The organism is Actinotalea subterranea, from assembly GCF_008364845.1.
Taxonomy (GTDB): Bacteria; Actinomycetota; Actinomycetes; order Actinomycetales; family Cellulomonadaceae; genus Actinotalea; species Actinotalea subterranea.
This window is the reverse complement of the sequence record NZ_VTTP01000011.1, coordinates 1-21,268: the sequence shown is the minus strand read 5'-3', so window position 1 is coordinate 21,268 and position 21,268 is coordinate 1. Positions and strand designations below refer to the sequence as shown.

The 21,268-nt window shown below is 72.9% G+C and carries 21 protein-coding genes; 9 read left to right on the top strand and 12 right to left on the bottom strand.

Annotation, left to right across the window (positions count from 1 at the left end; genetic code table 11):
* Positions 1–4: 4 nt before the first annotated feature.
* A complete protein-coding gene (locus FZ988_RS15485) occupies positions 5–865 on the top strand; it encodes a cytochrome c biogenesis CcdA family protein (protein WP_149204940.1) in 861 nt (286 codons plus the stop codon).
* 31 nt (positions 866–896) lie between these two features.
* Here the strand turns inward: FZ988_RS15485 and FZ988_RS15480 are convergent, their stop codons facing one another.
* The 4 genes from FZ988_RS15480 to FZ988_RS15465 all read right to left on the bottom strand — a co-directional run bounded on the left by FZ988_RS15480 (position 897) and on the right by FZ988_RS15465 (position 2,909).
* Complete coding sequence (locus tag FZ988_RS15480; RefSeq protein WP_149204939.1) at positions 897–1,256, bottom strand: hypothetical protein; 360 nt, start codon at positions 1,254–1,256, stop codon at positions 897–899.
* A 123-nt stretch (positions 1,257–1,379) separates the two neighbouring features.
* Complete coding sequence (locus FZ988_RS15475) at positions 1,380–1,931, bottom strand: universal stress protein (protein WP_149204938.1); 552 nt, start codon at positions 1,929–1,931, stop codon at positions 1,380–1,382.
* Between the two features lie 124 nt (positions 1,932–2,055).
* Positions 2,056–2,448: a fluoride efflux transporter CrcB gene (crcB, locus tag FZ988_RS15470; protein ID WP_342781345.1), complete on the bottom strand. Its 393-nt coding sequence runs from the start codon at positions 2,446–2,448 to the stop codon at positions 2,056–2,058.
* A complete protein-coding gene (locus tag FZ988_RS15465; protein WP_246169560.1) occupies positions 2,445–2,909 on the bottom strand; it encodes a fluoride efflux transporter FluC in 465 nt (154 codons plus the stop codon). The genes crcB and FZ988_RS15465 overlap by 4 nt, the downstream gene beginning before the upstream one ends.
* Positions 2,910–3,163: 254 nt before the next feature.
* Here FZ988_RS15465 and FZ988_RS15460 point away from each other — a divergent pair, with 254 nt between their 5' ends.
* From FZ988_RS15460 to FZ988_RS15450, 3 genes are read left to right on the top strand one after another with little or no spacing between them, the layout of a single operon-like run.
* Positions 3,164–3,520 carry a DUF1048 domain-containing protein gene (locus FZ988_RS15460; protein ID WP_149204936.1) on the top strand — a complete coding sequence of 119 codons (357 nt, stop codon included), beginning with the start codon at positions 3,164–3,166 and terminating at the stop codon, positions 3,518–3,520.
* Positions 3,521–3,540: 20 nt separating this feature from the next.
* Entirely contained in the window at positions 3,541–4,368 is an 828-nt protein-coding gene (locus FZ988_RS15455) for an ABC transporter ATP-binding protein (RefSeq protein WP_149204935.1), read from the top strand.
* A gap of 9 nt (positions 4,369–4,377) precedes the next feature.
* Positions 4,378–5,139: an ABC transporter permease gene (locus FZ988_RS15450; protein ID WP_149204934.1), complete on the top strand. Its 762-nt coding sequence runs from the start codon at positions 4,378–4,380 to the stop codon at positions 5,137–5,139.
* A 111-nt stretch (positions 5,140–5,250) separates the two neighbouring features.
* On the opposite strand, the gene FZ988_RS15445 is transcribed toward FZ988_RS15450, so the two are convergent.
* Together FZ988_RS15445 and FZ988_RS15435 are read right to left on the bottom strand one after the other, a co-directional pair.
* The gene (locus tag FZ988_RS15445) at positions 5,251–8,397 is read right to left on the bottom strand and encodes an AfsR/SARP family transcriptional regulator (protein ID WP_149204933.1); all 3,147 of its coding nucleotides are present in this window, start codon (positions 8,395–8,397) and stop codon (positions 5,251–5,253) included.
* Positions 8,398–8,619: 222 nt separating this feature from the next.
* Positions 8,620–8,973, bottom strand: a complete 354-nt coding sequence (locus tag FZ988_RS15435) for a nuclear transport factor 2 family protein (RefSeq protein WP_149204932.1) — start codon at positions 8,971–8,973, stop codon at positions 8,620–8,622.
* A gap of 78 nt (positions 8,974–9,051) precedes the next feature.
* Here FZ988_RS15435 and FZ988_RS15430 point away from each other — a divergent pair, with 78 nt between their 5' ends.
* Positions 9,052–9,882, top strand: coding sequence for a MerR family transcriptional regulator (locus tag FZ988_RS15430; protein ID WP_149204931.1), 831 nt, complete (start codon positions 9,052–9,054; stop codon positions 9,880–9,882).
* A 3-nt stretch (positions 9,883–9,885) separates the two neighbouring features.
* On the opposite strand, the gene FZ988_RS15425 is transcribed toward FZ988_RS15430, so the two are convergent.
* The 3 genes from FZ988_RS15425 to FZ988_RS15415 all read right to left on the bottom strand — a co-directional run bounded on the left by FZ988_RS15425 (position 9,886) and on the right by FZ988_RS15415 (position 14,866).
* A complete protein-coding gene (locus FZ988_RS15425) occupies positions 9,886–11,346 on the bottom strand; it encodes a serine hydrolase domain-containing protein (RefSeq protein ID WP_149204930.1) in 1,461 nt (486 codons plus the stop codon).
* A gap of 395 nt (positions 11,347–11,741) precedes the next feature.
* Positions 11,742–13,994 carry an FtsX-like permease family protein gene (locus tag FZ988_RS15420; RefSeq protein WP_149204929.1) on the bottom strand — a complete coding sequence of 751 codons (2,253 nt, stop codon included), beginning with the start codon at positions 13,992–13,994 and terminating at the stop codon, positions 11,742–11,744.
* On the bottom strand, positions 13,994–14,866 hold the full coding sequence (locus FZ988_RS15415; RefSeq protein ID WP_149204928.1) for an ABC transporter ATP-binding protein: 873 nt from the start codon (positions 14,864–14,866) through the stop codon (positions 13,994–13,996). The genes FZ988_RS15420 and FZ988_RS15415 overlap by 1 nt, the downstream gene beginning before the upstream one ends.
* Positions 14,867–14,999: 133 nt before the next feature.
* On the opposite strand from FZ988_RS15415, the gene FZ988_RS15410 reads away from it, so the two are divergent.
* Positions 15,000–16,214: a sensor histidine kinase gene (locus FZ988_RS15410; RefSeq protein WP_149204927.1), complete on the top strand. Its 1,215-nt coding sequence runs from the start codon at positions 15,000–15,002 to the stop codon at positions 16,212–16,214.
* A gap of 17 nt (positions 16,215–16,231) precedes the next feature.
* Complete coding sequence (locus FZ988_RS15405; RefSeq protein WP_149204926.1) at positions 16,232–16,921, top strand: response regulator transcription factor; 690 nt, start codon at positions 16,232–16,234, stop codon at positions 16,919–16,921.
* Positions 16,922–17,128: 207 nt separating this feature from the next.
* Here the strand turns inward: FZ988_RS15405 and FZ988_RS15400 are convergent, their stop codons facing one another.
* From FZ988_RS15400 to FZ988_RS15395, 3 genes are read right to left on the bottom strand one after another with little or no spacing between them, the layout of a single operon-like run.
* A complete protein-coding gene (locus tag FZ988_RS15400) occupies positions 17,129–18,310 on the bottom strand; it encodes a cysteine desulfurase family protein (RefSeq protein ID WP_149204925.1) in 1,182 nt (393 codons plus the stop codon).
* Entirely contained in the window at positions 18,307–18,468 is a 162-nt protein-coding gene (locus FZ988_RS18605) for a hypothetical protein (RefSeq protein ID WP_188079130.1), read from the bottom strand. The genes FZ988_RS15400 and FZ988_RS18605 overlap by 4 nt, the downstream gene beginning before the upstream one ends.
* The gene (locus tag FZ988_RS15395) at positions 18,465–19,133 is read right to left on the bottom strand and encodes an ArsR/SmtB family transcription factor (protein WP_149204924.1); all 669 of its coding nucleotides are present in this window, start codon (positions 19,131–19,133) and stop codon (positions 18,465–18,467) included. The genes FZ988_RS18605 and FZ988_RS15395 overlap by 4 nt, the downstream gene beginning before the upstream one ends.
* Before the next feature lie 80 nt (positions 19,134–19,213).
* Here FZ988_RS15395 and FZ988_RS15390 point away from each other — a divergent pair, with 80 nt between their 5' ends.
* Both FZ988_RS15390 and FZ988_RS15385 read left to right on the top strand, forming a co-directional pair.
* Positions 19,214–19,564, top strand: a complete 351-nt coding sequence (locus tag FZ988_RS15390) for a DsrE/DsrF/TusD sulfur relay family protein (protein WP_149204923.1) — start codon at positions 19,214–19,216, stop codon at positions 19,562–19,564.
* Between the two features lie 300 nt (positions 19,565–19,864).
* Complete coding sequence (locus FZ988_RS15385; protein WP_149204922.1) at positions 19,865–21,049, top strand: site-specific integrase; 1,185 nt, start codon at positions 19,865–19,867, stop codon at positions 21,047–21,049.
* Positions 21,050–21,268: the final 219 nt, after the last annotated feature.

Genomic DNA, 21,268 nt, shown 5'->3' with positions numbered 1-21,268 from the left:
GCTGATGGAGATCGGCTACCTCACCGCACTGCTCGGCGGCGCCCTCGCGCTCCTGAGTCCCTGCGGGGCGCTGCTGCTGCCCGCGTTCTTCGCGGGCACCGTGGGATCCGGGCCGCGCCTCCTCGCCCATGGCGGCGTCTTCTACCTCGGGCTCGCCGTGACGCTCGTGCCCCTCGGCCTCGGTGCCGCGCTGCTCGGTGCCGCGCTGACGCAGCACCGCGACCTCCTGGTGACGACCGCGGGCTGGCTCATCATCGTCTTCGGCCTCCTGCAGGTCATGGGCCTCGGGTTCGACCTGCGCCGGCTCCTCCCCGGTGCCGACCGGCTCGCCGCGTCGCAGGGGCGACGCCAGGGCATGCCGCGGACGTTCGTCCTCGGCACCCTGTCCGGCGTCGCCGGGTTCTGCGCGGGGCCCATCCTCGGTGCCGTCCTGACGCTGGCGGCCGCACAGGGGTCCGCCGTTCTCGGCGGGACGATGCTGGCCGTGTACGCCGCCGGGATGGTCCTCCCGCTCCTCGCCATCGCGTGGCTGTGGGCGCGGAGCGGAGCGACCGTAGGGCGCACGTGGCTGCGCGGCCGCGAGCTCCGCCTGGGGCGCCTGCGCCTCCACACCACGTCGGTCGTGACCGGAGGGCTGCTCGTCACCGTCGGCATCGTCTTCCTGACCACCAACGGGATGGTCGCCGCACCTGAGCTCGTTCCCGCGCACGTCCAGGCGGGCCTTCAGCGGCAGGCCGCCGCCTGGGGCGGGGCGGTGCCGGACGTCGCCGTCGTCGCCGTCCTCACGGTCGCTGCCGCGCTGGTCTGGTGGCTGGCGCGGCGTCGCCCCCGCCACGCACAGGCCGACGAGTCCGTGGACCCGTGAACCGGCTGACCCGCCGTCGACGGGGTGGCGATCAGGGAGCAGCCCGGAGGGTGCCCGGCACGGGGAACGGGAGCTGGAAGCGATCGACGCGCGCGCCGACGGCGGAAGCAGATCCGAGCTCGTCGGCGACGACCGTCACGCCACGCGGGCCGACCTCGCTGATGCGGACAGGCCGCTCCGTGCCGTCGGGGAGGCGCAGGACGTAGCGGTCGGCCAGGAAGCCGATGCCGAGCCCCTCGAGCGCCTCCTCCGCGGCCAGCCAGTCGACGGGCTCGTCGGTGGCCGGCCTGCCCAGGACGTCGACGGCGCGGAACCCGTCGCCGTCGGGCACGATCCAGCCGACGGTCTCACCGTCGGTGCGACGGTGCTCGATCCAGTCCTGGGGCAGCATGGTCCGCGAGGCTAGCGCGCCTGCGCGTACCGGGACACCGGCATTGCCACGTCGGCGTCACGACCGGCACGCGTCGCGGGTGCCGGTCCGCGCGGCGCCGGCGGTGCGCAGGCATCCGGCCGGTCAGCCGTCGGCCGTCAGGGGGCGCGCGTGCCAGTCCACGACCCGGAGCGGCACGACGAGGACCGGGCGGTGCTGGTGGTGCGTGAGCCGCACTGCCACGGACCCTTCGACGAGCTCGCGCATGCGGGAGCCCGCACCGGGGGCCCGCGTACCGACGACGAAGCCCGCCGCGTCGACCGCTCGTGCGAGGTGCGTCAGCGCCCTGTCCGGCCGGCCGGCGAGGTATCGGAGCTCCCACGGGACGCCGTCGTACCCCAGCACACGCACGAGGGTGTCGGCCAGTGCGCGTTCCCTGTCCTGCCACGCCTCGTCGTCCCCGTCCGGGTCGACCGCGTCGTGCAGGACGGTGCCGTCGGGGTACTCCTCGCGCGTGAAGCGTGAGCCGTCGACGTAGGCGCAGAAGAGCCGGGAGACGCCCGCGTCACGGGCCCACGCGGCGGCGGTCAGCGGGACCAGGTCGGGCTGCCCCGGGGTGACGCCCACCACGAGCGGATGACCACGGAGCGGGACCAGACGGTCGAGGCCGGGCTGGGGTACCTGGTGAGTGGGCACCGTGCGTCACCTCCGCGGCGGCCGACCGCACGGCGCGGGCCCGGGCAGGGTCCGCGTGCGTACCTGGCCTTGTCGCGACCCTAGCAACCGGCACCGTGCCGGCGTGCGCCGAGCGGGCCGTGACCTATGTGCCCGTCACCCACATGACGCCCATGCCGGCGGCGGCCGCCGCCACGCACAGCATGAGAGACCCGAAGGCGTTGAGGACGGCCCATCGCCACTCGTCGGCCTGGACGAGCCGCACGGTCTCGACCATCGCGGTGGAGAACGTGGTGTACCCGCCGCAGAACCCGGTCGTGCTCACCACGAGCCACGTCGGGCCCAGGCCGTGGAACGCCGCCGCCCCACCGAGCAGGCCGATCGCGAGCGACCCCGTGACGTTGATCAGCACGGTCGCGAGCGGGAGCACACCCGACCACCGGGTCCGGACGAGCCCGTCCACGACGAACCGCGCCGACGCGCCCAGACCACCGCCGAGCGCGACCGCGAGGACGAGCGCGGGACTCACAGCCGTCACGTGTCCTCCGACAGGTCGGCGGCGTCGGGGTCCACCGGCAGGCGTGCCGCGCGCCTGCGGTGCTGCCGGGCTGCCACGACCACACCGGTCAGGCAGCAGGCGAACCCGAGGACGATGCTCGTCACGCCGTAGACGGCACCGAGCGGAGCGCGTCCGTCGGCCACGAGTCGCTCGATCTCGATCGCCAGGCTGCTGAACGTCGTGAAGCCTCCCAGCACGCCCGTCCCCAGCGTGAGCCGCAGACGCTGGGCGCGGCGGGACTCGGGTCCGCGGCGCGCGAGGGCTTCGAGCAGCACCCCGAGGAGGAAGGCGCCGACGAGGTTCACCACGAACGTCGCCGCAGGCCAACCACCTGCTGCGGGGACCGCGTGGGACACGGCGAACCTCGCCGTGGTGCCCACGGCACCGCCCAGACCGACGAGGGCGACCAGGCCCCAGCGCCGATGGGCCGGCCGGCTCACGGAACCTCCAGGAGGGATGCAGGGGCATGCGCGACCAGCGTCGCGCCTCGGTGCACCCATCCAACCAGCCACCGGCGAGTGCCCCGCCCCACCTCGCGGCGCCGCGTGTCAGCGGTCGTGTCAGGCGGGTGTCAGCCGGCTGTCAGCCGATCGGTCGACGGTGGGGCCATGAACGACACAGCACGCGTAGCCCGACGGCTGCTCCCCACATCCGACACCCAGCCCGGCGCCCCGGGCACAGGAGGTTCCTGACCATGTCCCTCTCCGACCTCACCGCCAAGGTCATCGGCGACAAGAGGCGCTGGCGCGCGTACAAGGCACGCACGCGCCGGCTGCCCGACGAGTACCGCGCGGCCGTCGACGCCGTCGAGCGCTACCTCATGTACGTGGGGCTGACGGACGCGGACGACGCCGCATCCGTCTTCGAGGACCTCGCCACCCTCCTCGAGCAGGCCGTCGCGAACGGCACGCCCGTGCGCGACGTCGTCGGGCAGGACCCGCTGACGTTCGTCGAGGCCCTGCTGAGCGGCTACCCGACGAGCGGCTGGCTCGCCGGGGAGCAGGCGCGGCTGCGCCACGACATCGACCGCGCCGCCGGCGCGCATCCCTGAAGAGAGGAACGGACACCGAGATGAGAACGCACGAGGGGCACGGCCCCGCCATCCACGTGCAGGGTCTGGAGAAGTCCTACAAGGAGCTCGCGGTGCTGCGTGGCGTCGACCTCGACGTCCCGCGGGGCGGCATCGTCGCACTGCTCGGCTCCAACGGCGCCGGCAAGACGACCGTCGTGAAGATCCTGGCGACGCTGCTCCGGGCCGACGGCGGCACGGCCACGGTCAACGGCTTCGACGTCGCCCGCGAGGCGCCGCAGGTGCGCGAGTCCATCAGCCTGACCGGCCAGTTCGCCGCCGTCGACGAGGTCCTCACCGGGCGGGAGAACCTCGTCCTGGTCGCGCGTCTGCGACACCTGAGAGACCCGGGCCGCATCGCCGACGACCTGCTCGCGCGCTTCTCGCTGACCGATGCGGGAGCACGCAGGGCCGGCACCTACTCAGGGGGCATGCGTCGCCGCCTGGACATCGCGATGAGCCTGATCGGCGACCCGCCGGTCGTGTTCCTCGACGAGCCGACGACCGGCCTGGACCCCCAGGCGCGCATCGAGGTGTGGCAGGCGGTCAAGGAGCTCGCGGCCGGCGGGACGACGGTCCTGCTCACCACGCAGTACCTGGACGAGGCGGAGCAGCTCGCCGACCGGATCGCGATCCTGCACGAGGGTCGGATCATCGTCGACGGAACCCTCGCGGAGCTCAAGCAGCTCCTCTCCCCGGCGAAGGTCGAGTACGTGGAGAAGCAGCCCACGCTCGAGGACGTCTTCTTCGCCATCGTCGGCGGTGGCGCCGGCGACTCCCCGGCAGACCGAGCAGACCGCGCCGTCCGCGCCGTCGGCTCGCACGAGTGAGGAGCCACCATGGCCCAGCACACCCTCGGTGACACCGCCGTCCTGCTCGGACGGTCCCTGCGACACATCGCGCGCAGCCCGGACACGATCATCACGACCGCGGTGACACCCATCGCGATGATGCTGCTGTTCGTGTACGTGTTCGGCGGCGCGATCGACACCGGGTCCGAGTCGTACGTGACCTACCTGCTGCCCGGCATCCTGCTCGTCACGATCGCCTCGGGGATCGCCTACACGGCCTACCGGCTGTTCCTGGACATGCAGGGCGGCATCTTCGAGCGCTTCCAGTCCATGCCGATCGCACGCTCGTCGGTGCTGTGGGCGCACGTGCTGACCTCGCTCGTCGCGAACATGATCTCGATCGTGGTCGTCGTCCTCGTCGCACTCCTCATGGGCTTCCGCTCGGGTGCCGGGGTGCTCGCATGGCTCGCGGTCGCCGGGATCCTCGTCGTGTTCACGCTGGCGCTGACCTGGATCGCCGTCATCGCCGGGCTCTCGGCGAAGTCCGTCGACGGGGCGAGCGCGTTCTCCTACCCGCTGATCTTCCTGCCGTTCATCAGCTCGGCGTTCGTCCCCACCGACACGATGCCGGGCCCGGTGCGGGCCTTCGCCGACAACCAGCCGGTGACGTCCATCGTCGACGCGACGCGCAACCTGTTCGCGCAGCAGCCGGTCGGGACGGACATCTGGGTCGCGCTCGCCTGGTGCGTCGGGATCCTCGTCGTCGCGTACGCGTTCGCCATGTCCGCGTACCGTCGCACGGTCTCCTAGCCCGACGCCCCGACACCCCGGACGCCGACGCCCGCGCACCGCGGGCGTCGGCGTCGCGCGTGCGCGGGCGGGGCACCGACGACGGCGGCGGGCCTGTGCCGTGGGGGCGTGTCAGGCCGTGAGCGTGGCCGCGACGAGGTCGGCCCAGTCGGCCTGCGCGCCCTCGCGCGTGAGCGCCGCGTACCGCCGCTCACCGAGACGTCGACGTGCCGTGCGCTCGATGCGCGTCGCGTCCGGGTTCGACCGGTCCGGCAGCCCGCGCATCCCCACGCTCGCACCGAGGAGCCGCGCCGCCTGCTCCGCGTCGTCCAGCCGGAGCGCGTGGTCGGCGACGCCGACGAGCACCGCGGCGACCGCCTGCGGGTAGCCCGCCTCGGTCGCCGCCTCGCACGCGGCGGCGCGGGCGGCCCGGGCCTGCTCGAGGTCGTCGCTCAGGAAGCCCTGGAGGTCGAGCGTCACGGTGCGGATGGGCGCCTGGGTCGCGTCGTCCCCGAAGTGACCGGTGGCGACGTCGAGCTGGTGGCGTGCCTCGTCGACGTCGCCGCGCCAGCGCGCGAGGCCCGCCTTGGCGAGCGCGAGCATCGCGAGCGCGTCGGGCCATGTGACCCGTGCGGCGAGCCGCTCGGCGTCGGCGAGCGCCGCAGCGCAGGACTCGGCGTCGCCGAGGAGCCAGTACAACTGGGCCTGCCGTGCCCGCATGCGGATGACGTCGTCGTCCGCCCCGACCTCGGCGACGACGCCGATGGCTTCCTCGTAGTGCTCGCAGGCCCCGGCGAACTCGCCGCGGGTCGCGATGCGCTCGCCGAGCTCGGCGAGCGCGAACGAGATGCCGAACCGCTCACCCACCGCCCGGAACTCGATCAGGGCGGCCTCGAGGTAGGCGTCGGCGTCGCGCCCGCCGTGGCCGAGGAGCACGCGCATCTTCCCCAGGTGCAGCCGGGCGAGGGCCCGCACCCACGGGTCCTCGTCGCCGAGCAACGACTCGAGGGCGGGCTCGGCGGCCTCGGGACCGTCGAGCATGCGCTCGAGCACGCCGACGAAGCCCAGCAGCGGGTGCGTCGTCCCGCTGCGACGGGCGTAGTGGTGGGCCTTGCGGATCCACTCCTCGGCCTCGTGCTGGCCGTTGAGGCCCGCCGTGACGAACTGGACGAGGAGCATGTAGACGAGCGCCTTGGTCTCGTCGGCGACGTCGCCCGGGATCCTCGTGGCGGCCGTGATGAGCTCCATGCCCTCGGTCTTGTGGCCGCCGAGCCACCAGTACCAGCCGGCGGTCGCGGCGAGGCGCATCGCCTCCTGCGCCTCCCCGGCGGCGATGGCTCCCCGCAGGGCGGCCGCGAGGTTGTCGTGCTCGGCCTGGAGGCGCCGGATCCAGTCGAGCTGCTCGACGCGACGCAGGTGCGGCTCGGCGGCCTCGGCGAGCTCGGTCACGTACGCCAGGTGTGCGCGACGCGCGGACTCCTGCTCCCCCGCCTCCGCGAGGCGTTGCGCGGCGTACTCGCGGATAGTCCCGCTCAGCCGGTAGCGCGGCGCACCCTCGTCCTGGGCGACGAGCAGGGACTTCTCGACGAGCGACGCGAGCAGCTCAGGGACGTCCTGCGCGCCGACCTCGCCGCCTGCGCACACCCGTTCGGCGCCGTCCTGGCCCGCACCGCCGTAGAAGACCGAGAGCCTGCGCAGCACCGTCCGCTCCGCGTCGGGCAGCAGCTCCCAGCTCCAGTCGATGACGGCCCGCAGCGTCCGGTGCCGCGGCAGTGCGGTCCTGCTGCCGCTCGTGAGCACGCGGAACCGGTCGGCGAGCCGCAGGGCGAGCTCGTCGACGGACATGCTCCGTAGCCGGGCCGCGGCCATCTCGATGGCGAGGGGCATGCCGTCGAGCTCACGGCACACGCGCGCCATCGTCGCCATGGTCGCCGCATCCGTCGGGAGGTCCTGCCGCACGGCACGAGCCCGGTCGACCAGCAGCTGTACGGCGGGTGAGGCCGCGACCGCGTCAGGACCGGCACCCTCGGCGGGTACGGCGAGCGACTCGAGCGGCCACAGCACCTCGCCCGTGATCCCGAGCGGCTCCCTGCTCGTCGCGAGGATGCGCAGGCGCGGGCACTCGCCGAGCACACGATGGGCGAACGCCGCGGCCTGGTCGATCACGTGCTCGCAGTTGTCGAGGATCAGGAGGGCCTCGCGGTCGCGGAGCGCCGTGACGAGTCGCTCGGTCGGCTCCGCACTGGGCGCGGCACCGAGGAGCGCGTCGCGCAGCCCCAGGGCGGACAGGCTCGCCTGCGCGACGTCGTCCGCGGGCCCGATGGGCGCGAGCTCGACGAGCCATACCCCGTCGGGGACGTCGTCGAGCACTGCGCGGCCCAGCTCCGTGGCGAGCCGCGTCTTGCCGAGCCCGCCGGGCCCGACGAGCGTGACCAGCCGGTACTCGGCGGCGAGGACGCGCACCGCCTCGACGTCGGTCTCCCGGCCGACGAACCTCGTGAGCTCGGCGCGGACGTTGGTGCGGCGGCCCTCGTCGCGACCGGTCACCTCGCCGCGCAGGAGCGCGACGTTGAGCGCCACCAGCTCGGGCGACGGGTCGACGCCGAGCGCGTCGGCGAGCGCCTCGCGCGTGCGGTCGAACACGAGGAGCGCCTCGGTGTCGCGGCCCGCAGCGACGAGGGCGTGCATGAGGGCAGCGGCGAGTCGCTCCCGCACCGGGTGCGCCGCCGCCAGGTCGGTCAGCTCGGGGACCAGGTCGGCGGCGCGGCCCAGGCGGATCTCCGCCTCGTACAGGTCCTCCGTCGCGGAGAGGCGCAGCCCGTCGAGCCGGGCGGCCGCCGCGTCGAGCGCCGGGCTCTCCTCGAGCTCGACCTCCTGCATGGCCGTGCCGCGCCAGGCGCGCAGGGCCTGACGCAGGAGCACCACCCGTCGCGCGTCGTCCCCCGTGCGGGCGCCGTGCGCCTCGCCGACGAGGCGCTCGAAGCGCACGGCGTCGACGTCGTCGGGGCCCACCGTCAGGCGGTACCCGCCACCCTCACCCTCGACCGCCCCGTCGGGCAGCACCTTGCGCAGCCGCGACGCGAGCCGCTGCAGGGCGTTGGCCGCGTCCGCGGGCGGGTGCTCACCCCAGATCCAGTCCACCAGGGTCGCCCGGGGAACGACATGGCCGGGCTGGAGCGCGAGTGCGACGAGCAGCCCGCGCAGGCGTGCGCCGGGCACCTCGACGGCTGCCCCGCCGTCCGCGCGGACCTCGAACGGCCCGAGCACCCCGATCTGCACCCAGCGATGGTCCCACGGCCGCACCCGGTCGCCGCCGCCCCGCGCGGAACGCGCCGAGCGGCTCCGGTTCGGCTCCCTCGACGGCCGGGCGTCGATCACCCAGCACGACGAGCTCATCCGGCTCTGCGCCCGCGGGGACGTGGAGGCGGCTGCCGCACTGGCGTACGACACCTGGCACACCCTGCCGAGCTCAGAGGGCTGACCTGCGCCCGCGCGGTGGAGTCATGTGCCGATCACGAGCTCGGCGACGAGACCGGACGCCATCGCGAAGCGGTAGTCGAGCTCGACGACGCCGCCCGGGAAGTCGCCCTCCAGACGGTGGGTGGCCACCCAGTGGGTGTCGTCGACGCGGCGGGCGCCGACGAGCGTGGTCGTGAAGGTGAACTCGGCGCCGGCCTTCGAGAGGAAGCGCCGGATCTCCTCCGTCCCCCGGTAGGTGGTGCCGTCGTCCACGACCACCGCTGCCGGTGCGAACGAGCGGAGCGCCGCATCGACGTCCCGGGCGGCGTGCGCGGCGAGGTAGGTCCGGACGGTCGGAGGGAGGTCGGCGGGCTGGATGCTGGTCGGTGCGGTCATGCGTCGAGCGTGCGGCCTCCCGGCGCGCGAGGGTCAAGCACTGGACTCTCCCCCAGGGGGAGGCAGCATCATGACGGGGTGCTGACGATCGGCGAGTTCTCCCAGCTCACCCACCTGAGCGTCCGCACCCTTCGTCGGTACCACGACGCGGGCCTCCTCGAGCCGGCGACGGTGGACCGGACGACGGGCTACCGCTACTACACCCCGGAGCAGATCCCGGCGGCGCAGGTCGTGCACCGCCTGCGCGAGCTCGACGTCCCGCTCGCCGACGTGCAGCGCATCCTGCACTCCCCCGACGCGGCGACCCGCGCCGGGCTGGTCGCCGACCACCTGCAGCGGCTCGAGCGGGAGCTCGACCGGACCCGCGCCGCGGTCGTCTCGCTGCGCCGCCTCCTGCGACCGGAGCCCGCCCCGCTCGACGTCGAGCTCAGGGTGCTGCCGGCAACCACCGTTGCGGCGATCGAGGGCGACGTGACGCACGACGAGGTCCTCGGCTGGTACTCCGGTGCCATGGCCGAGCTCGACGCGGTGGTCGGCGAACCGACGGGCTCTCCCGGAGGGCTGTACGACAACTCGCTCTTCACCGAGGGGCGCGGCCACGTGCTCGTGTACCGGCCGGCCACCATGCCGCCCACCACCGGCCGGGTGCGCCCCGTGACCTTGCCGGCCGTCGAGCTGGCCGTCACGACCCATGCCGGCGAGCACGACGACATCGACGTCACCTACGGGCAGCTGGGCACCTGGGTCGTGGCGAACACGCTCGCCGTCGCGGGACCGGTGCGGGAGACGTACCTCGTGGGGCCTCGTGACACCCCAGACCGGTCGGCGTGGCGGACCGAGATCGGCTGGCCCGTCTTCCACGTGACCCGCGCAGAAGGCTCGCCCCTCCCCGGTGGAACGGACGTGTGACCCTCACGCCCTCAGGTCGGCGAGCGAGCGGTGGTGCAACGGTGGGACGTTCCACCGCATGCTCGCCGTCGCGAGGGCTGCGAGCCGTCCCTCCGCCTTCGGGTCGATGCGCGCCAGGTCGAGGTGCAGCACGTGCGGCGTCTCGAGGAAGACCACGTCCGCCGTCGCGGTCGCGCCGGACGCCGTCGCGGTCGCCGCGATCGGCACCCTGGACCGATCAGGCAGCACGAGGACCGAGGTGAGCCAGCGGCCGTCGCCGCAGTCGATGCTCAGAGGCTCCTCGTCCTCGACGAACGACAGCGCCCACCCCTCCGCGATCGGCTGGAGCCCGACGTCGAAGAGCGACGGGTACCACCAGCCCTTGGCGTCAGGGATGCGCTGGACGACGACCATGCCGTTGGTGTGCCAGCCGGCGCGGTCCGGGGAGGGACGCGGGCCGACCGGCAGGGTCAGGGCAGCGAGCCGTGCCTCCAGCTCGCGCTGCGCGCCGGGGTCCGGTCGCGTCGTCGCGCCTTCGAGGGCGGGCAGCAGTTCCGCCCAGACGTGGTCGAGGACCAGCTGCGAGTGCGGCACGGCAGCGGTCGTGGCGATCACGGCGTCCTGGTCCGGCAGGACCATCGCGAGCTGGGCCCAAGCACCGTCAGCCCGGTAGCCGTGCCGGCTCATCCACAGCTGGTAGCCGTACCCGACACCCGAGTCCGGGGAGTCGGGGAAGTCCGTGGGGACGATGTGCGCCTGCGTGGCCTGGGCCACCCACCCCTCGGGGAGCAGCCGCGAGCCTCGCCAGACGCCGTCGCGCAGGTAGAGCTCGCCGAGCGTCGCGAGGCTCTCGGTGATCGTGTGCACGCCCGTGCTGCCGCGCACGCTTCCCGACGGGTGGTGGCTCCACACGAACTCGCCGATCCCCAGCGGGTCAAGCAGGCGGGGACGCAGGTAGTCCTCCAGGGGCTCGCCGGTGACCTGCTCGACGACGAGGCCCAGCAGCACCGAGCACCCGTTGTTGTACACGTGCCGGGAGCCGACGGCGGTCTGGGGCCGGGTGGACAGGAACGCCTTCGCCATGTCGCCGCCCAGCTCGGACTCCATGACCGGGAGCGTGTCCCGGTCGTGCCCGGTCGACATGGAGAGCAGGTGGTGCAGCGTGAGCTCCTCGACCTTCGGGTCGAGGCTCAGCGGCAGGCTCTCCGGGAAGAACGACGTCACCGGTGAGTCGAGCTCGAGGAGCCCCTCCCCGAGCGCAAGGGCGACGGCCGTCGCCGTGAACGTCTTGGCGACCGAGTAGACGAGCTGCTGCCGGTCGTGGGTGTACGGCGCCCACCACCCCTCGGCGACCACGTGGCCGTGCCGCACGACCATGAGGCTGTGCATCTCGATGCCGTCGGACTCGAGGCCGTCGAGGAAGGCGAGGACGCCGCGCGGGTCCACGCCCTGGGCGGCAGGGGTACTCCGGGGAAGGTTCGTCACAGGGCACCACACCACGGGTCGGTACGGTCGGCGGTCACGGTCGGGCCCAGGGCGGCCAGCTCATGTGCGGGTTCGCCGCGCGCGCGCTCACATCCTCCTGATCGGCCGCGGGCGGCCGGCCATGAGGCGTGGACCACCTGGGACGTGGAGACGGGCACGACTCGGCTCAGGGGGCGGCGGTGCCGGCCCTTCCATAGCGGTCCGACAGCCGGACCACGTCCTCGCGCCATCCCTGACCGGCGGTCGATGCCTCCGCGAACAGCAGGTCGCTCAGAGCCGTGATCCGATGCAGCACCCCGGCGGGCACGTGGACGACGTCGCCCGGCCGGATCGTCCTGGATGCGAGGGAGGCCGTCGAGGACCCGTGCTCGACGGCCTCCCTCGGACCACGTCGGTCAGTCGACCGCGAGTGCCGCCTCCGCAGGTCGACCTCGGGTGGCGCGCCATGCGGGCAGCAGCATGGCTGCGAGAACCAGGAGCGCCGTCGAGGTCACCGTCACGAGATACACCCACGGTGGGCCGGCCGGGATGATCGAGTCGAGCCGCTTGAGGCTGACGGGAACGAGGACCGCGCCCGCGGCCGCCGTGCCCAGCGCGATGCTGCTCACGGCGACGATGACACCCTCCAGGCTGATCATCGTCATCACCTGGCGGCGGGTCGAGCCCGCAAGCCGCTGGAGCCCGAGCTCGCGGCGCCGGGCGGTCATGCTGGAGGCGAGAGTGTTGACCACGGTGATGGCCGCGTACCCGGCAACCATGAGGACCATGATGTAGATCGCGAAGCTCGCGGTCGTCTTCTGCTCGTCGTACTCGCCCAGCAGGGCGTCCCGACCGGTCACGACGATGCCGTCCTCGGTCGAGGCGAGTCTGCTCAGGTCCTCCTCCAGCTGCCCGGGGTCGGTGCCCGCCGCAGCGGTGACGAGGATGCGCGTCGCTGCTCCCTCCGTGGTGTGGGCGGCCAGGGTCGCGGCGGGTAGCAGCAGCGTGTCGTAGTCGTCGGGCGCGGAGAACAGGGCGGCCACCCGCAGGTCGGCGGTCGTGTTGTCCCCCATCCGCAGCGTGATCGTGTCACCGAGACCGACACCCAGCTGCTGAGCGTGCTCTCGCTCGACCGCGACGGTGTCGCCGTGCAGATCACCGACCGCGCCGGCGGTGAACTCGACGGGTGTGATGGCCTCTGCACCGTCCGCGGTGACGCCCAGGAGGTTCCAGCCCTCGTTCATGGGCGAGCTGTCCTCCGGGTCCTCGATGAAGCCGATGCTGTCGACGTGCTCCGAGGCGCCGGCGACGTTCGCGAGGTCGTCGAGCTGATCGACGAAGGTACGGTCGAAGACACCCTCCGTGGTCACCACGGCGTCCGCCACGAGGTTGGCGGTGAACGCCTGCCGATCCGCGTGGTCGCTGGTGGTCTGCAGGTACAGGAGCCCGGTCGACACCGTGGTGAGGAGGATGACGGGGGCCATCACGGCTGCCATCCGGCCGCTGCGTCCCCGGGCATTCAGCACCGCGAGCTCCCCGGTCACGCCGCCCCACGCGCGGACCGGCCACTGCACGACGAACGTCGTCACCTTCGCCAGCACGGGTGCGAGCAGGGCTCCCCCGACAGCGAGGAGCACCACTGCGGGCGCGCCGGTGGCCGGCATCAGAGGTCCGCTCATCACCGCGCCGGTCACCAGTGTCAGCGCCGCTCCACCGGCGACCACCGCCCCGGCCAGGAGCAGGCGCCCTCGGCCGATCAGCGGACCGTCGCCCGTAGCTTCCGCCAACGCCTGCGTCGGCCTGATGCGCGCGGCCCTCGTTCCCGCACCGAGAGCGCCCGCGAGCGCGGCGAGGACCGCCACCGCGGCCGCGACCACTGTCGGGACCCACCCCTGGTGGAAGACGACACCCTCCGCGGCGATGCCACGCTCGACCAGCCGGTCGAAGAGGAACGCGCCCAGGAGCTGGCCAGGTACGACGGCGAGGGCGGTGGCGACCAGGGACAGCAGCACGGTCTCCCGCAGGATCAGCCGACGGATCTGGCGGGGGGTCGCGCCGACGGCCCGCAGCAACGCCAGGTCCCGTTGACGCTGGGTGATGGACAGGGCGAGCATCGAGGCCACCCCGAAGATCGACACCAGCAGCGCGAACGCCGTGAAGAGCCCGGCGAGCGCCATCACCGTCACCCCGCCGGCCTTGGCCTCGCGTCGCTCGGCCTGCCCACGCTCGTCGCCGACGAGGGTGACGGTCGTCTCGTCCAGCTCGGCGTCGATCCTCGCTCGGAGCTCGTCGAGGTCCACGCCGGGTTCCGCGACCACCCCGATCGCGTCGACGGTCCCCGCCGGCGGGTCGCCTTCGAAGACGTGACTGTCGGTGTCACGCACTCCCGGCAGCGTCGCGATCGTCTCCTCCAGGGCCGCGTCGACGCGGACGCGCTCGGGAAGGATCGGCGGCTCGTCGGTGTCACCTCCGGAGCGGTGGTACTCCTGGTCGCCCGCGACGACGACGTCGGCCGAGGTGAGCTGCTGGGGCGGGACGGCGGTGCGGATCCCCGTCTCGATCAGCCCACCGCACGCCATCATGATCGACGCGGCGGTGAGCATGGCCAGGAAGGCGGCCGCGAACATTCCTGCACGGAAGCGCAGGGTGCGAAGGGCGAGCAGGAGCATCAGCGCCGTCCTCCTCGAGCCGTCTCCAGGCGGAGGACGGGCGTCTCGTCGGCGTAGGCACCCAGGTGGGTCATGCGCTCGGCGACGGACTCGGCGGTCGGGGCGTGGAGCTCACCGGCGAGCCGCCCGTCCGCGAGGAACAGGACCCGGTCGGCGTAGGACGCCGCGACCGGGTCGTGCGTGACCATCACGATCGTCTGACCGGCCGCCCGCGCCGCGTGCTGCATCAGCGCGAGCACGTCCCGCGCGGTCCGGGTGTCCAGTGCACCGGTCGGCTCGTCCGCGAAGATGACCGCCGGGTCGGTGACCAGCGCCCGCGCGATCGCGACCCGCTGCTGCTGGCCGCCCGACAGCTCCGCGGGGCGGTGGTTGCTGCGCTGACCGAGGCCGACCTGGTCCAGCACGGCCGTGACGCGGGCCTTGGCCGGTGGCCGGCCGGCGAGCCGCAACGGGAGGGAGACGTTCTGCCGGACGGTCAGGACCGGAAGGAGGTTGAACGCCTGGAAGACGAAGCCGATCCGATCGCGCCGCAGCTCCGTGAGCTCGGTCTCATCCATCTCGCTGAGCTCGTGCCCCTCCAGCAGCACCGAGCCCGACGTCGGCTGGTCCAGGCCCGCCGCGCACTGCAGCAGCGTGCTCTTGCCGGACCCCGAGGGCCCCATGATCGCGGTGAAGGTCCCGCGTCCGAACTGCGTGGTGACGTCGTCGAGCGCCACCACCTCGTTGCCGCGCCGTCCATAGACCTTACGCACTCCTGTCAGCCGAACGGCGTCGCCGTCGTGTGTCGTCGTCACGATGCTCCTCGTGGTGCTGTCCGGCCCGGTGCCGGACGTGATGTCCTCAACGCTGTCGCCGAACGGCGCCCGGGGCATCGGCCGTCGAGACCGTCGTCGGCTGGTGCGTCTGCACCAGCCGACGACGGTTCTTGGTGCGGACGCACGATCTCCGGGCGCTCCCGCACGGCACGTGCGGGCCGTAGCGTGAAGGGGTGCTGAAGGCCGAGACGTGCTGAGGACCGAGGGGTGGCGGCGGGAGGGGACGCTCGCGCTGGCCACATCCGTGCTCGTCGTACTCGTGTCGTGGCTCCGTTCCGACGACACGCTGGCGCCACCCCCGGCAGCCGCCTACGTCGTCGCCCTGGTGTCGTCGGCGGCTCTGCTCCTACGGCACCGGGCGCCCCTCGCCACGATGGCGGTGACGACGGCGTGCGGGATGCTCGTCGCGCCGCTCGGCCTGCTGCCGACGCCCCTCACCGTGGCGCCCGTCGTCATCGGTGCCTACGCGTTCGCCGCCCGCGCCGGACACGCAGCGTTCACGGAGCGGCGAACCACGTTGGTGGTCCTTGCCTCCGCCGTGCTCCTCGTCGCTCTGACGCCCGTCGTCGAGGGCGACCTCTCGTGGGCAGACGCGAGCCGGCTGACGGTGGTCGCCGCCTCGCCACTCGTGGCGGCGATCGCCGGCCGGGCGGCGAGGCATCGGCGCGCCTACCTGGCACTCGTCGAAGAGCGGGCGCTCCGAGCGGAGGAGAGCCGCGAGAGCGAGGCACGCCGAAGGGTCGTCGAGGAACGGGTCCGCATCGCGCGCGAGCTGCACGACCTGGTCGCCCACGAGATCACGCTGGCCAACGCGCAGGCCGCCGTCGCCTCCCACCTGTTCGACGACCGCCCGGACGAGGCGCGTGCGAGCGTGGACCAGGTCATCAGGACCACCCGGCACGCGCTCGACCAGCTGCGGGCCACTGTCGGTCTGCTCCGCCAGCCCGATGACGGTCCCGCGACGGAGCCGGCGCCTGGCCTCGCACAGCTGCCGATCCTTGCGGAGTCGGTGCGTCGGGCAGGGCTGGCGGTGTCCGTCGAGCACGAGGGCGCGCCGGCATCGCTGCCGCGGGGCGTGGACCTCACGGCGTACCGCATCGTGCAGGAGGCCCTGACGAACGTGACCAAGCACGCCGCGGCCAGGCGCGCCGTGGTGCGGCTCGCCTGGGGCAGTGAGCACCTCCGCCTCACCGTGACCGACGACGGGATCGGCCCCCGAACGCCGCCGGAGGGCCGCGGCTTCGGCCTGGTCGGGATGCGCGAGCGAGCCGCCGCCGTCGGTGGCGCCCTCACCGCCACCGGGGGCTCCGAGGGAGGCTTCGTCGTCACCGCCGACCTGCCCCTGCCGGCCGAGGAAACCGAGGGACGCGCAGCCGAGGGCGCGACCACGGGCGGGGCGCGATGAGCGAGGACGCGTTGGGCATGCCGAGCACCGAGGGCGGAGCACCTGCCCCGCTCCGCGTGGTGCTCGCGGACGACCAGGCGCTCCTGCGCGAGGCCTTCCGTACGCTCCTCGACAGCGCAGAGGACATCACGGTCGTCGGGCAAGCGGGGGACGGTGCCGAGGCGATCGCTCTGACGCAGCGACTGCATCCGGACGTGGTGGTGATGGACATCCAGATGCCGGGCACCGACGGCCTGGCTGCGACGGCTGCGATCTGCGCCGACCCCGCCCTGCACGGCAGCCGTGTGCTCGTCCTGACGACGTACGAGACGGACGAGAACGTCGCCCAGGCGTTGCGTGCGGGGGCCAGTGGCTTCATCGGCAAAGGCGTCGATGCCCGCGGGTTGCTCGACGCCGTGCGCACGGTCGCGGCCGGCGACCGGCTCCTGTCGCCGGCCGCCACGAGCTCGCTCGTCGCCCGCTTCCTCGCGACGCCGGTCGATCCCGCGCCGCAGCGTCTCGAACGGCTGGCCGCGCTGACGCCCCGGGAGAGCGAGATGGTCACGCTCGTGGCCACGGGCCTGTCCAACGTCGAGATCGCCGATCGGATGTACCTGAGCCCCTTCACCGTCCGGGCCCACGTCCAGCGCGCCATGACGAAGCTCCAGGCGCGGGACCGGGCGCAGCTCGTGGTCATCGCCTACCAGGCGGGCCTCGTCGCTCGGTGAGGACGAAGAGTCCTCGGTAGCTGGTCGCCGGCTGACGGCACGGTGGAGCGTGGATCGTCTTCGACACGCTGGTGGTCCCGACGGCCAGCTCAACTCCGCTTCGTGTGGTGTCGACCAGCACTGAACCGGGAGGTGGGCGCGTCCATCGCCGCCAGGGCCGGTGGCACTCGGCAGGCCCCTGAGGCCGGTTCGTGCCGTCACGCTCTGCTACGGGTGATCCGCCACAGACGCCAACGCCCGCGCCGCGGTGACGATGTCGTCCTCCGTGGTCCAGCGGCCGAGGGTGAGTCGCAGCGCCGCAAGTCCTCGTTCGGCCGCTACGCCCATGGCCGTCAGGACCGGGGACGGGGTGCGGTCGCCGGAGTGGCAGGCGGAGCCGGTCGAGGCCGCGACACCTGCGCAGGTCTGGAGGACGTCGTGGCCGATCACGCCGTCGATGCTGACGTTGAGAGTCTGCGGCAGCCGGTGCTCCGGATGCCCGTTCAGGTGAACCCGCCCGGGCAGGTGCTCCTCGAGCTCGGTCTGGAGCCGGTCGCGCAGGGTGGTGAGCCGCGCGACGGAGCCCGCTTCCAGGTCGGCCTGCGCGAGCTCCGCCGCGGCGCCCAGGGCGACGGCATGGGGCACGTTCTCCGTACCCGCGCGGCGCCCCCGTTCCTGGCTGCCACCGCCGATCAGCGGCTCGAGCGTGACACCGTCGCGCACGTAGAGCGCGGCGATGCCCTTGGGTGCGTACATCTTGTGCCCGACCAGCGTGAGGAGGTCCACACCGAGGTCTCGTACGCTCACCGGGACCTTGCCGACGCTCTGGGCCGCGTCGGTGTGGAACAGCGCGCCTGCCTCGTGCGTGAGGCGTGAGAGCTCGGCGACGGGCTGGATGGTTCCGGTCTCGTTGTTGGCATGCATGATCGAGACGAGAACCGTCTCGGGTCGGAGCGCGGCCGCGAGGGAGGACGGGGCGACCAGTCCCATGGTGTCGACGGGCAGGACCGTGACGTCCGCGCCGTGATGGCGTTCGGCGTACGCGCAGGCGGCCAGGACAGCGGGGTGCTCGGTCGCCTGGGTGATGACGTGCGGGCGGGCATCCGCGGTGCGACGCGCGGCCGCGACGACGCCACGGATCGCCGTCGCGTCGGCCTCCGAGCCGCTCCCGGCGAAGACGATCTCCTCGGGGGCGGCGTCGATCAGGGCGGCCACACGTGCGCGCGCCTGCGCAAGCGCCGCCTTCGCGGGACCGCCGTAGGCATGGTCGCTGGACGGGTTGCCGAAGCCGTCGCCAAGGACGGGGAGCATCGCTTCGATGACGCGCGGGTCGACGGGCGTCGTGGCGTTGTGGTCGAGGTAGATCGGCCCACGATCGAGGGCGGCGGGACGCGGCGGCGAGGGGCTCACCGGGCCACCCTCCAGGGGTGGTCGGGGTCGGTGGTGGCCAGGTGCACGACGTCGCCGCCGTCGAGGGTGGCCACCACGTCACGTGTCCGGATGAGGAGGCGTGCGCACCCCAGGTCGCCACCGTCGAGGTGGTGGATGACGGCACCCATGCTGCTCATGCGGCGCCGCCGGTCGCGACGGGCAGGTCGGCGGCGCGCCACTCCAGGACGCCATCGGCGAGGCGGCGGGCGGTGCGGCCGCGCTCACGCAGGAGTCGGACGGCGTCGTACGACAGGACGCAGTAGGGTCCGCGGCAGTAGGCGACGACTTCCGTGCCGGTCGGGATCTCGTCCAGTCGCTCGGCGAGCGTCTCCAGCGGGATCGAGATCGCGCCTGGCAGGTGCCCGCCGGCGTACTCCTCGGCCGGGCGCACGTCGATGACGGTGACGTCGCCGGCCTCGGCGCGGCGCCAGAGCTCGTCGCGGTCGATGGGTTCGGCGTCGTCGGTACCCAGGTAGTCGGCCCGGGCGGCGGCAAGGTCGGGCAGGTGTGCCTCGGACACCCGCTGGAGGCCGAGGTACAGGTCGGCGACGTCGTCGCCGGCGAGCCGGTAGAAGACCCGGGCGCCGTCGCGACGGGTCACCACGAGTCGGGCCTGGCGCAGCACCTGCAGGTGCGCCGAGGCTGTCGTGAGGTTCATGCCGGTGGCCCGCGCCAGTGCGTCGACAGACCGCTCTCCCTGGGCCAGCAGGTCGACGAGCTCGACGCGCCTGGCGCTGGCCAGCGCCTTGCCGATGCGCGCGAACTGCTCGAAGACCGCGTCCTTCGCCTGGCGCCTGCTCATCCGGACCTCCTGCTGGACAACACGACCCTGCGAACCCTAGCGTGCGAGGTGCAGTATTCCAACGATCTTTGGAGTGTCCAATGGCGCGCATCCTGTTCGCCCTGCACGACCCGCCCTACGGCACCGAGCGCGTCTACAACGGCCTGCGCTGGGCGCTGCAGATGGCCAAGGCCGACGAGGAGGTCCGGGTCTTCCTCTTCGGCGACGCGCTCGCCTCCGCGGTCACGGGGCAGTCGGTGCCGAACGGGTACTACAACACCGGCAAGCAGACGACCTCCCTGGTTCGCGCGGGCGGGGTGGTCGGCGCCTGCTCGTCGTGCATGGACGCCCGCGGGATCACCGACGACCGGCTCCTGGAGGGCGTGCACCGCTCGTCGATGGCGGAGCTCGGCGAGTGGACCCTCTGGGCTGACAAGGTGATCAACGTCTGACGCCAGCCGGTGAGACGTCGCCCGGTGCCCACCGGGCAGACCCACCCACCTCCTTCCGGACGCCAAGAGGCCCGCCCCGCCGAAGCGGTGCGGGCCTCTGACCTGCTCTTTCACTGTCGGGATGACAGGATTTGAACCTGCGACCCCTTGACCCCCAGGCTCCGGCCTACTGCCGACGGCCGGGGCTTCTCGCGGCGTTTCCGCAGGTCATGCATCCATTGCGGTCCACCACTGTCCATCTTTGCCCACGCCAGGCGCCCCTACTTAGGCTCCCCCTTAGGCACCCCAGGCAGACGGGCGGTGGGCGAAGTGGTGCGGCAACGGCGCGAGCGAGGCGACGGCGCGATCTACTACGAAGCCGATCGACGCCGCTGGGTCGGGCAGATCGACCTCGGTCCCTCCCCCGACGGTCGTCGGCGACGACCCAAGGTCGTCGGATCCACAAGGCAGGACGTCAAAGAGAAGCTCCTGGCCCTCCAGGAGACCAGCCGCAAGGGCGTGGACCTCCATGCGCGTCACGTCACCTTCAGCGAAGCGGCCGAGCTATGGATGACCAGAGATGTCCAGGGACACGTATCCGACGCCACGCTCTCCAACTACGCATCACTATTGCGTGGGCGGATCTCCGCATCACTCGGCGACCTCCCGGTCTCGCAACTACGAGCAGCCGACGTCGAAAAGATGCTCCTCGAGATGCAAGAGGCCGGCCGCTCGGCTCGCTACATGCGGCTCGCGCGGAGCCTCGCCGAGCGGGTTCTGGACTACGCGGTGCGCCGGGACGTCGTCGATCGCAATGTCGCCGCGAAGGTCCGCGCGCCCGCCGGTCCGACGGCGGAGCGCTACGGACTGACCGTGAAGCAGGCGCGTCGTCTCCTCAAGGTCGCCGCAGAGGATCGGCTGGGCAACCTGGTGACGATCTCGCTGCTCCTCGGGCTTCGCCCCGGCGAGGCCGCCGGCTTGACGTGGGATCAGGTCAAGCTCAAGGGCAAGCGCCCGACGATCACCGTGGCCGCGAGCCTCCGACGCACCCCGATGGGCGCCCTCGTTCTCGTACCGCCAAAGACACGCACGAGCCGACGCACGTTGGAGATCCCTCCCCCGGTTGTCGCGGCGCTCAAAGCTCAACGCGCCCAGCAGAAGGGGGACCGTGCTCGAGTTGCGCGGGGGTGGCAGAACACGTTGAACCTGGTCTTCACGACCGAGGTCGGCACACCGCTCGACCCGTCGAACGTCCGACGCACGTACAGCCGCCTGGCGCGTGAGGCTGGGCTCGAGCACCTCCACCCGCACATGCTCCGGCATGCGGCGGCGAGCCTGCTCTCGGCCGCTGGCGTGCCGATCGAGGACATTTCCGACACCCTCGGTCACCGGTCGGTCGCGATCACCGCCGAGGTGTACCGCCACCCGATCGCGCCCGTGCGCTCCGGTCACATGGCAGCGATGGACCTGCTCCTCCCATCGGGCCGACCCAAGCCCGAGCGCTGAAGGCCGCCCGCACAGCGTCCCCCGATGACCGGGCCGATGACGAACGGGGGCAGGCGCGGACCGTCATCGGCTCGGCTATTGGCCCGGACGAGCATGGACCGTCTCGCCCAAGGAGGTGGTCCCGATGGCCAGCACCAGTCCCTGTCGACGACGCGTTGAGACTGACCCTCTGACGACGGATTGGGACTGACCCCCTCCGGGACGCTGGAGGGGTGATCG

Excerpts from the sequence above, each read along its gene's own strand:
- FZ988_RS15405 (WP_149204926.1), top strand. The coding sequence starts at position 16,232 with ATGCCGAGCACCGAGGGCGGAGCACCTGCCCCGCTCCGCGTGGTGCTC.
- FZ988_RS15455 (WP_149204935.1), top strand. The coding sequence starts at position 3,541 with ATGAGAACGCACGAGGGGCACGGCCCCGCCATCCACGTGCAGGGTCTG.
- FZ988_RS15435 (WP_149204932.1), bottom strand. The coding sequence starts at position 8,973 with ATGACCGCACCGACCAGCATCCAGCCCGCCGACCTCCCTCCGACCGTC.
- FZ988_RS15395 (WP_149204924.1), bottom strand. The coding sequence starts at position 19,133 with ATGAGCAGGCGCCAGGCGAAGGACGCGGTCTTCGAGCAGTTCGCGCGC.
- FZ988_RS15460 (WP_149204936.1), top strand. The coding sequence starts at position 3,164 with ATGTCCCTCTCCGACCTCACCGCCAAGGTCATCGGCGACAAGAGGCGC.
- FZ988_RS15450 (WP_149204934.1), top strand. The coding sequence starts at position 4,378 with ATGGCCCAGCACACCCTCGGTGACACCGCCGTCCTGCTCGGACGGTCC.
- FZ988_RS15415 (WP_149204928.1), bottom strand. The coding sequence starts at position 14,866 with ATGCCCCGGGCGCCGTTCGGCGACAGCGTTGAGGACATCACGTCCGGC.
- FZ988_RS15485 (WP_149204940.1), top strand. The coding sequence starts at position 5 with ATGGAGATCGGCTACCTCACCGCACTGCTCGGCGGCGCCCTCGCGCTC.
- FZ988_RS18605 (WP_188079130.1), bottom strand. The coding sequence starts at position 18,468 with ATGAGCAGCATGGGTGCCGTCATCCACCACCTCGACGGTGGCGACCTG.
- FZ988_RS15480 (WP_149204939.1), bottom strand. The coding sequence starts at position 1,256 with ATGCTGCCCCAGGACTGGATCGAGCACCGTCGCACCGACGGTGAGACC.
- FZ988_RS15420 (WP_149204929.1), bottom strand. The coding sequence starts at position 13,994 with ATGCTCCTGCTCGCCCTTCGCACCCTGCGCTTCCGTGCAGGAATGTTC.
- FZ988_RS15390 (WP_149204923.1), top strand. The coding sequence starts at position 19,214 with ATGGCGCGCATCCTGTTCGCCCTGCACGACCCGCCCTACGGCACCGAG.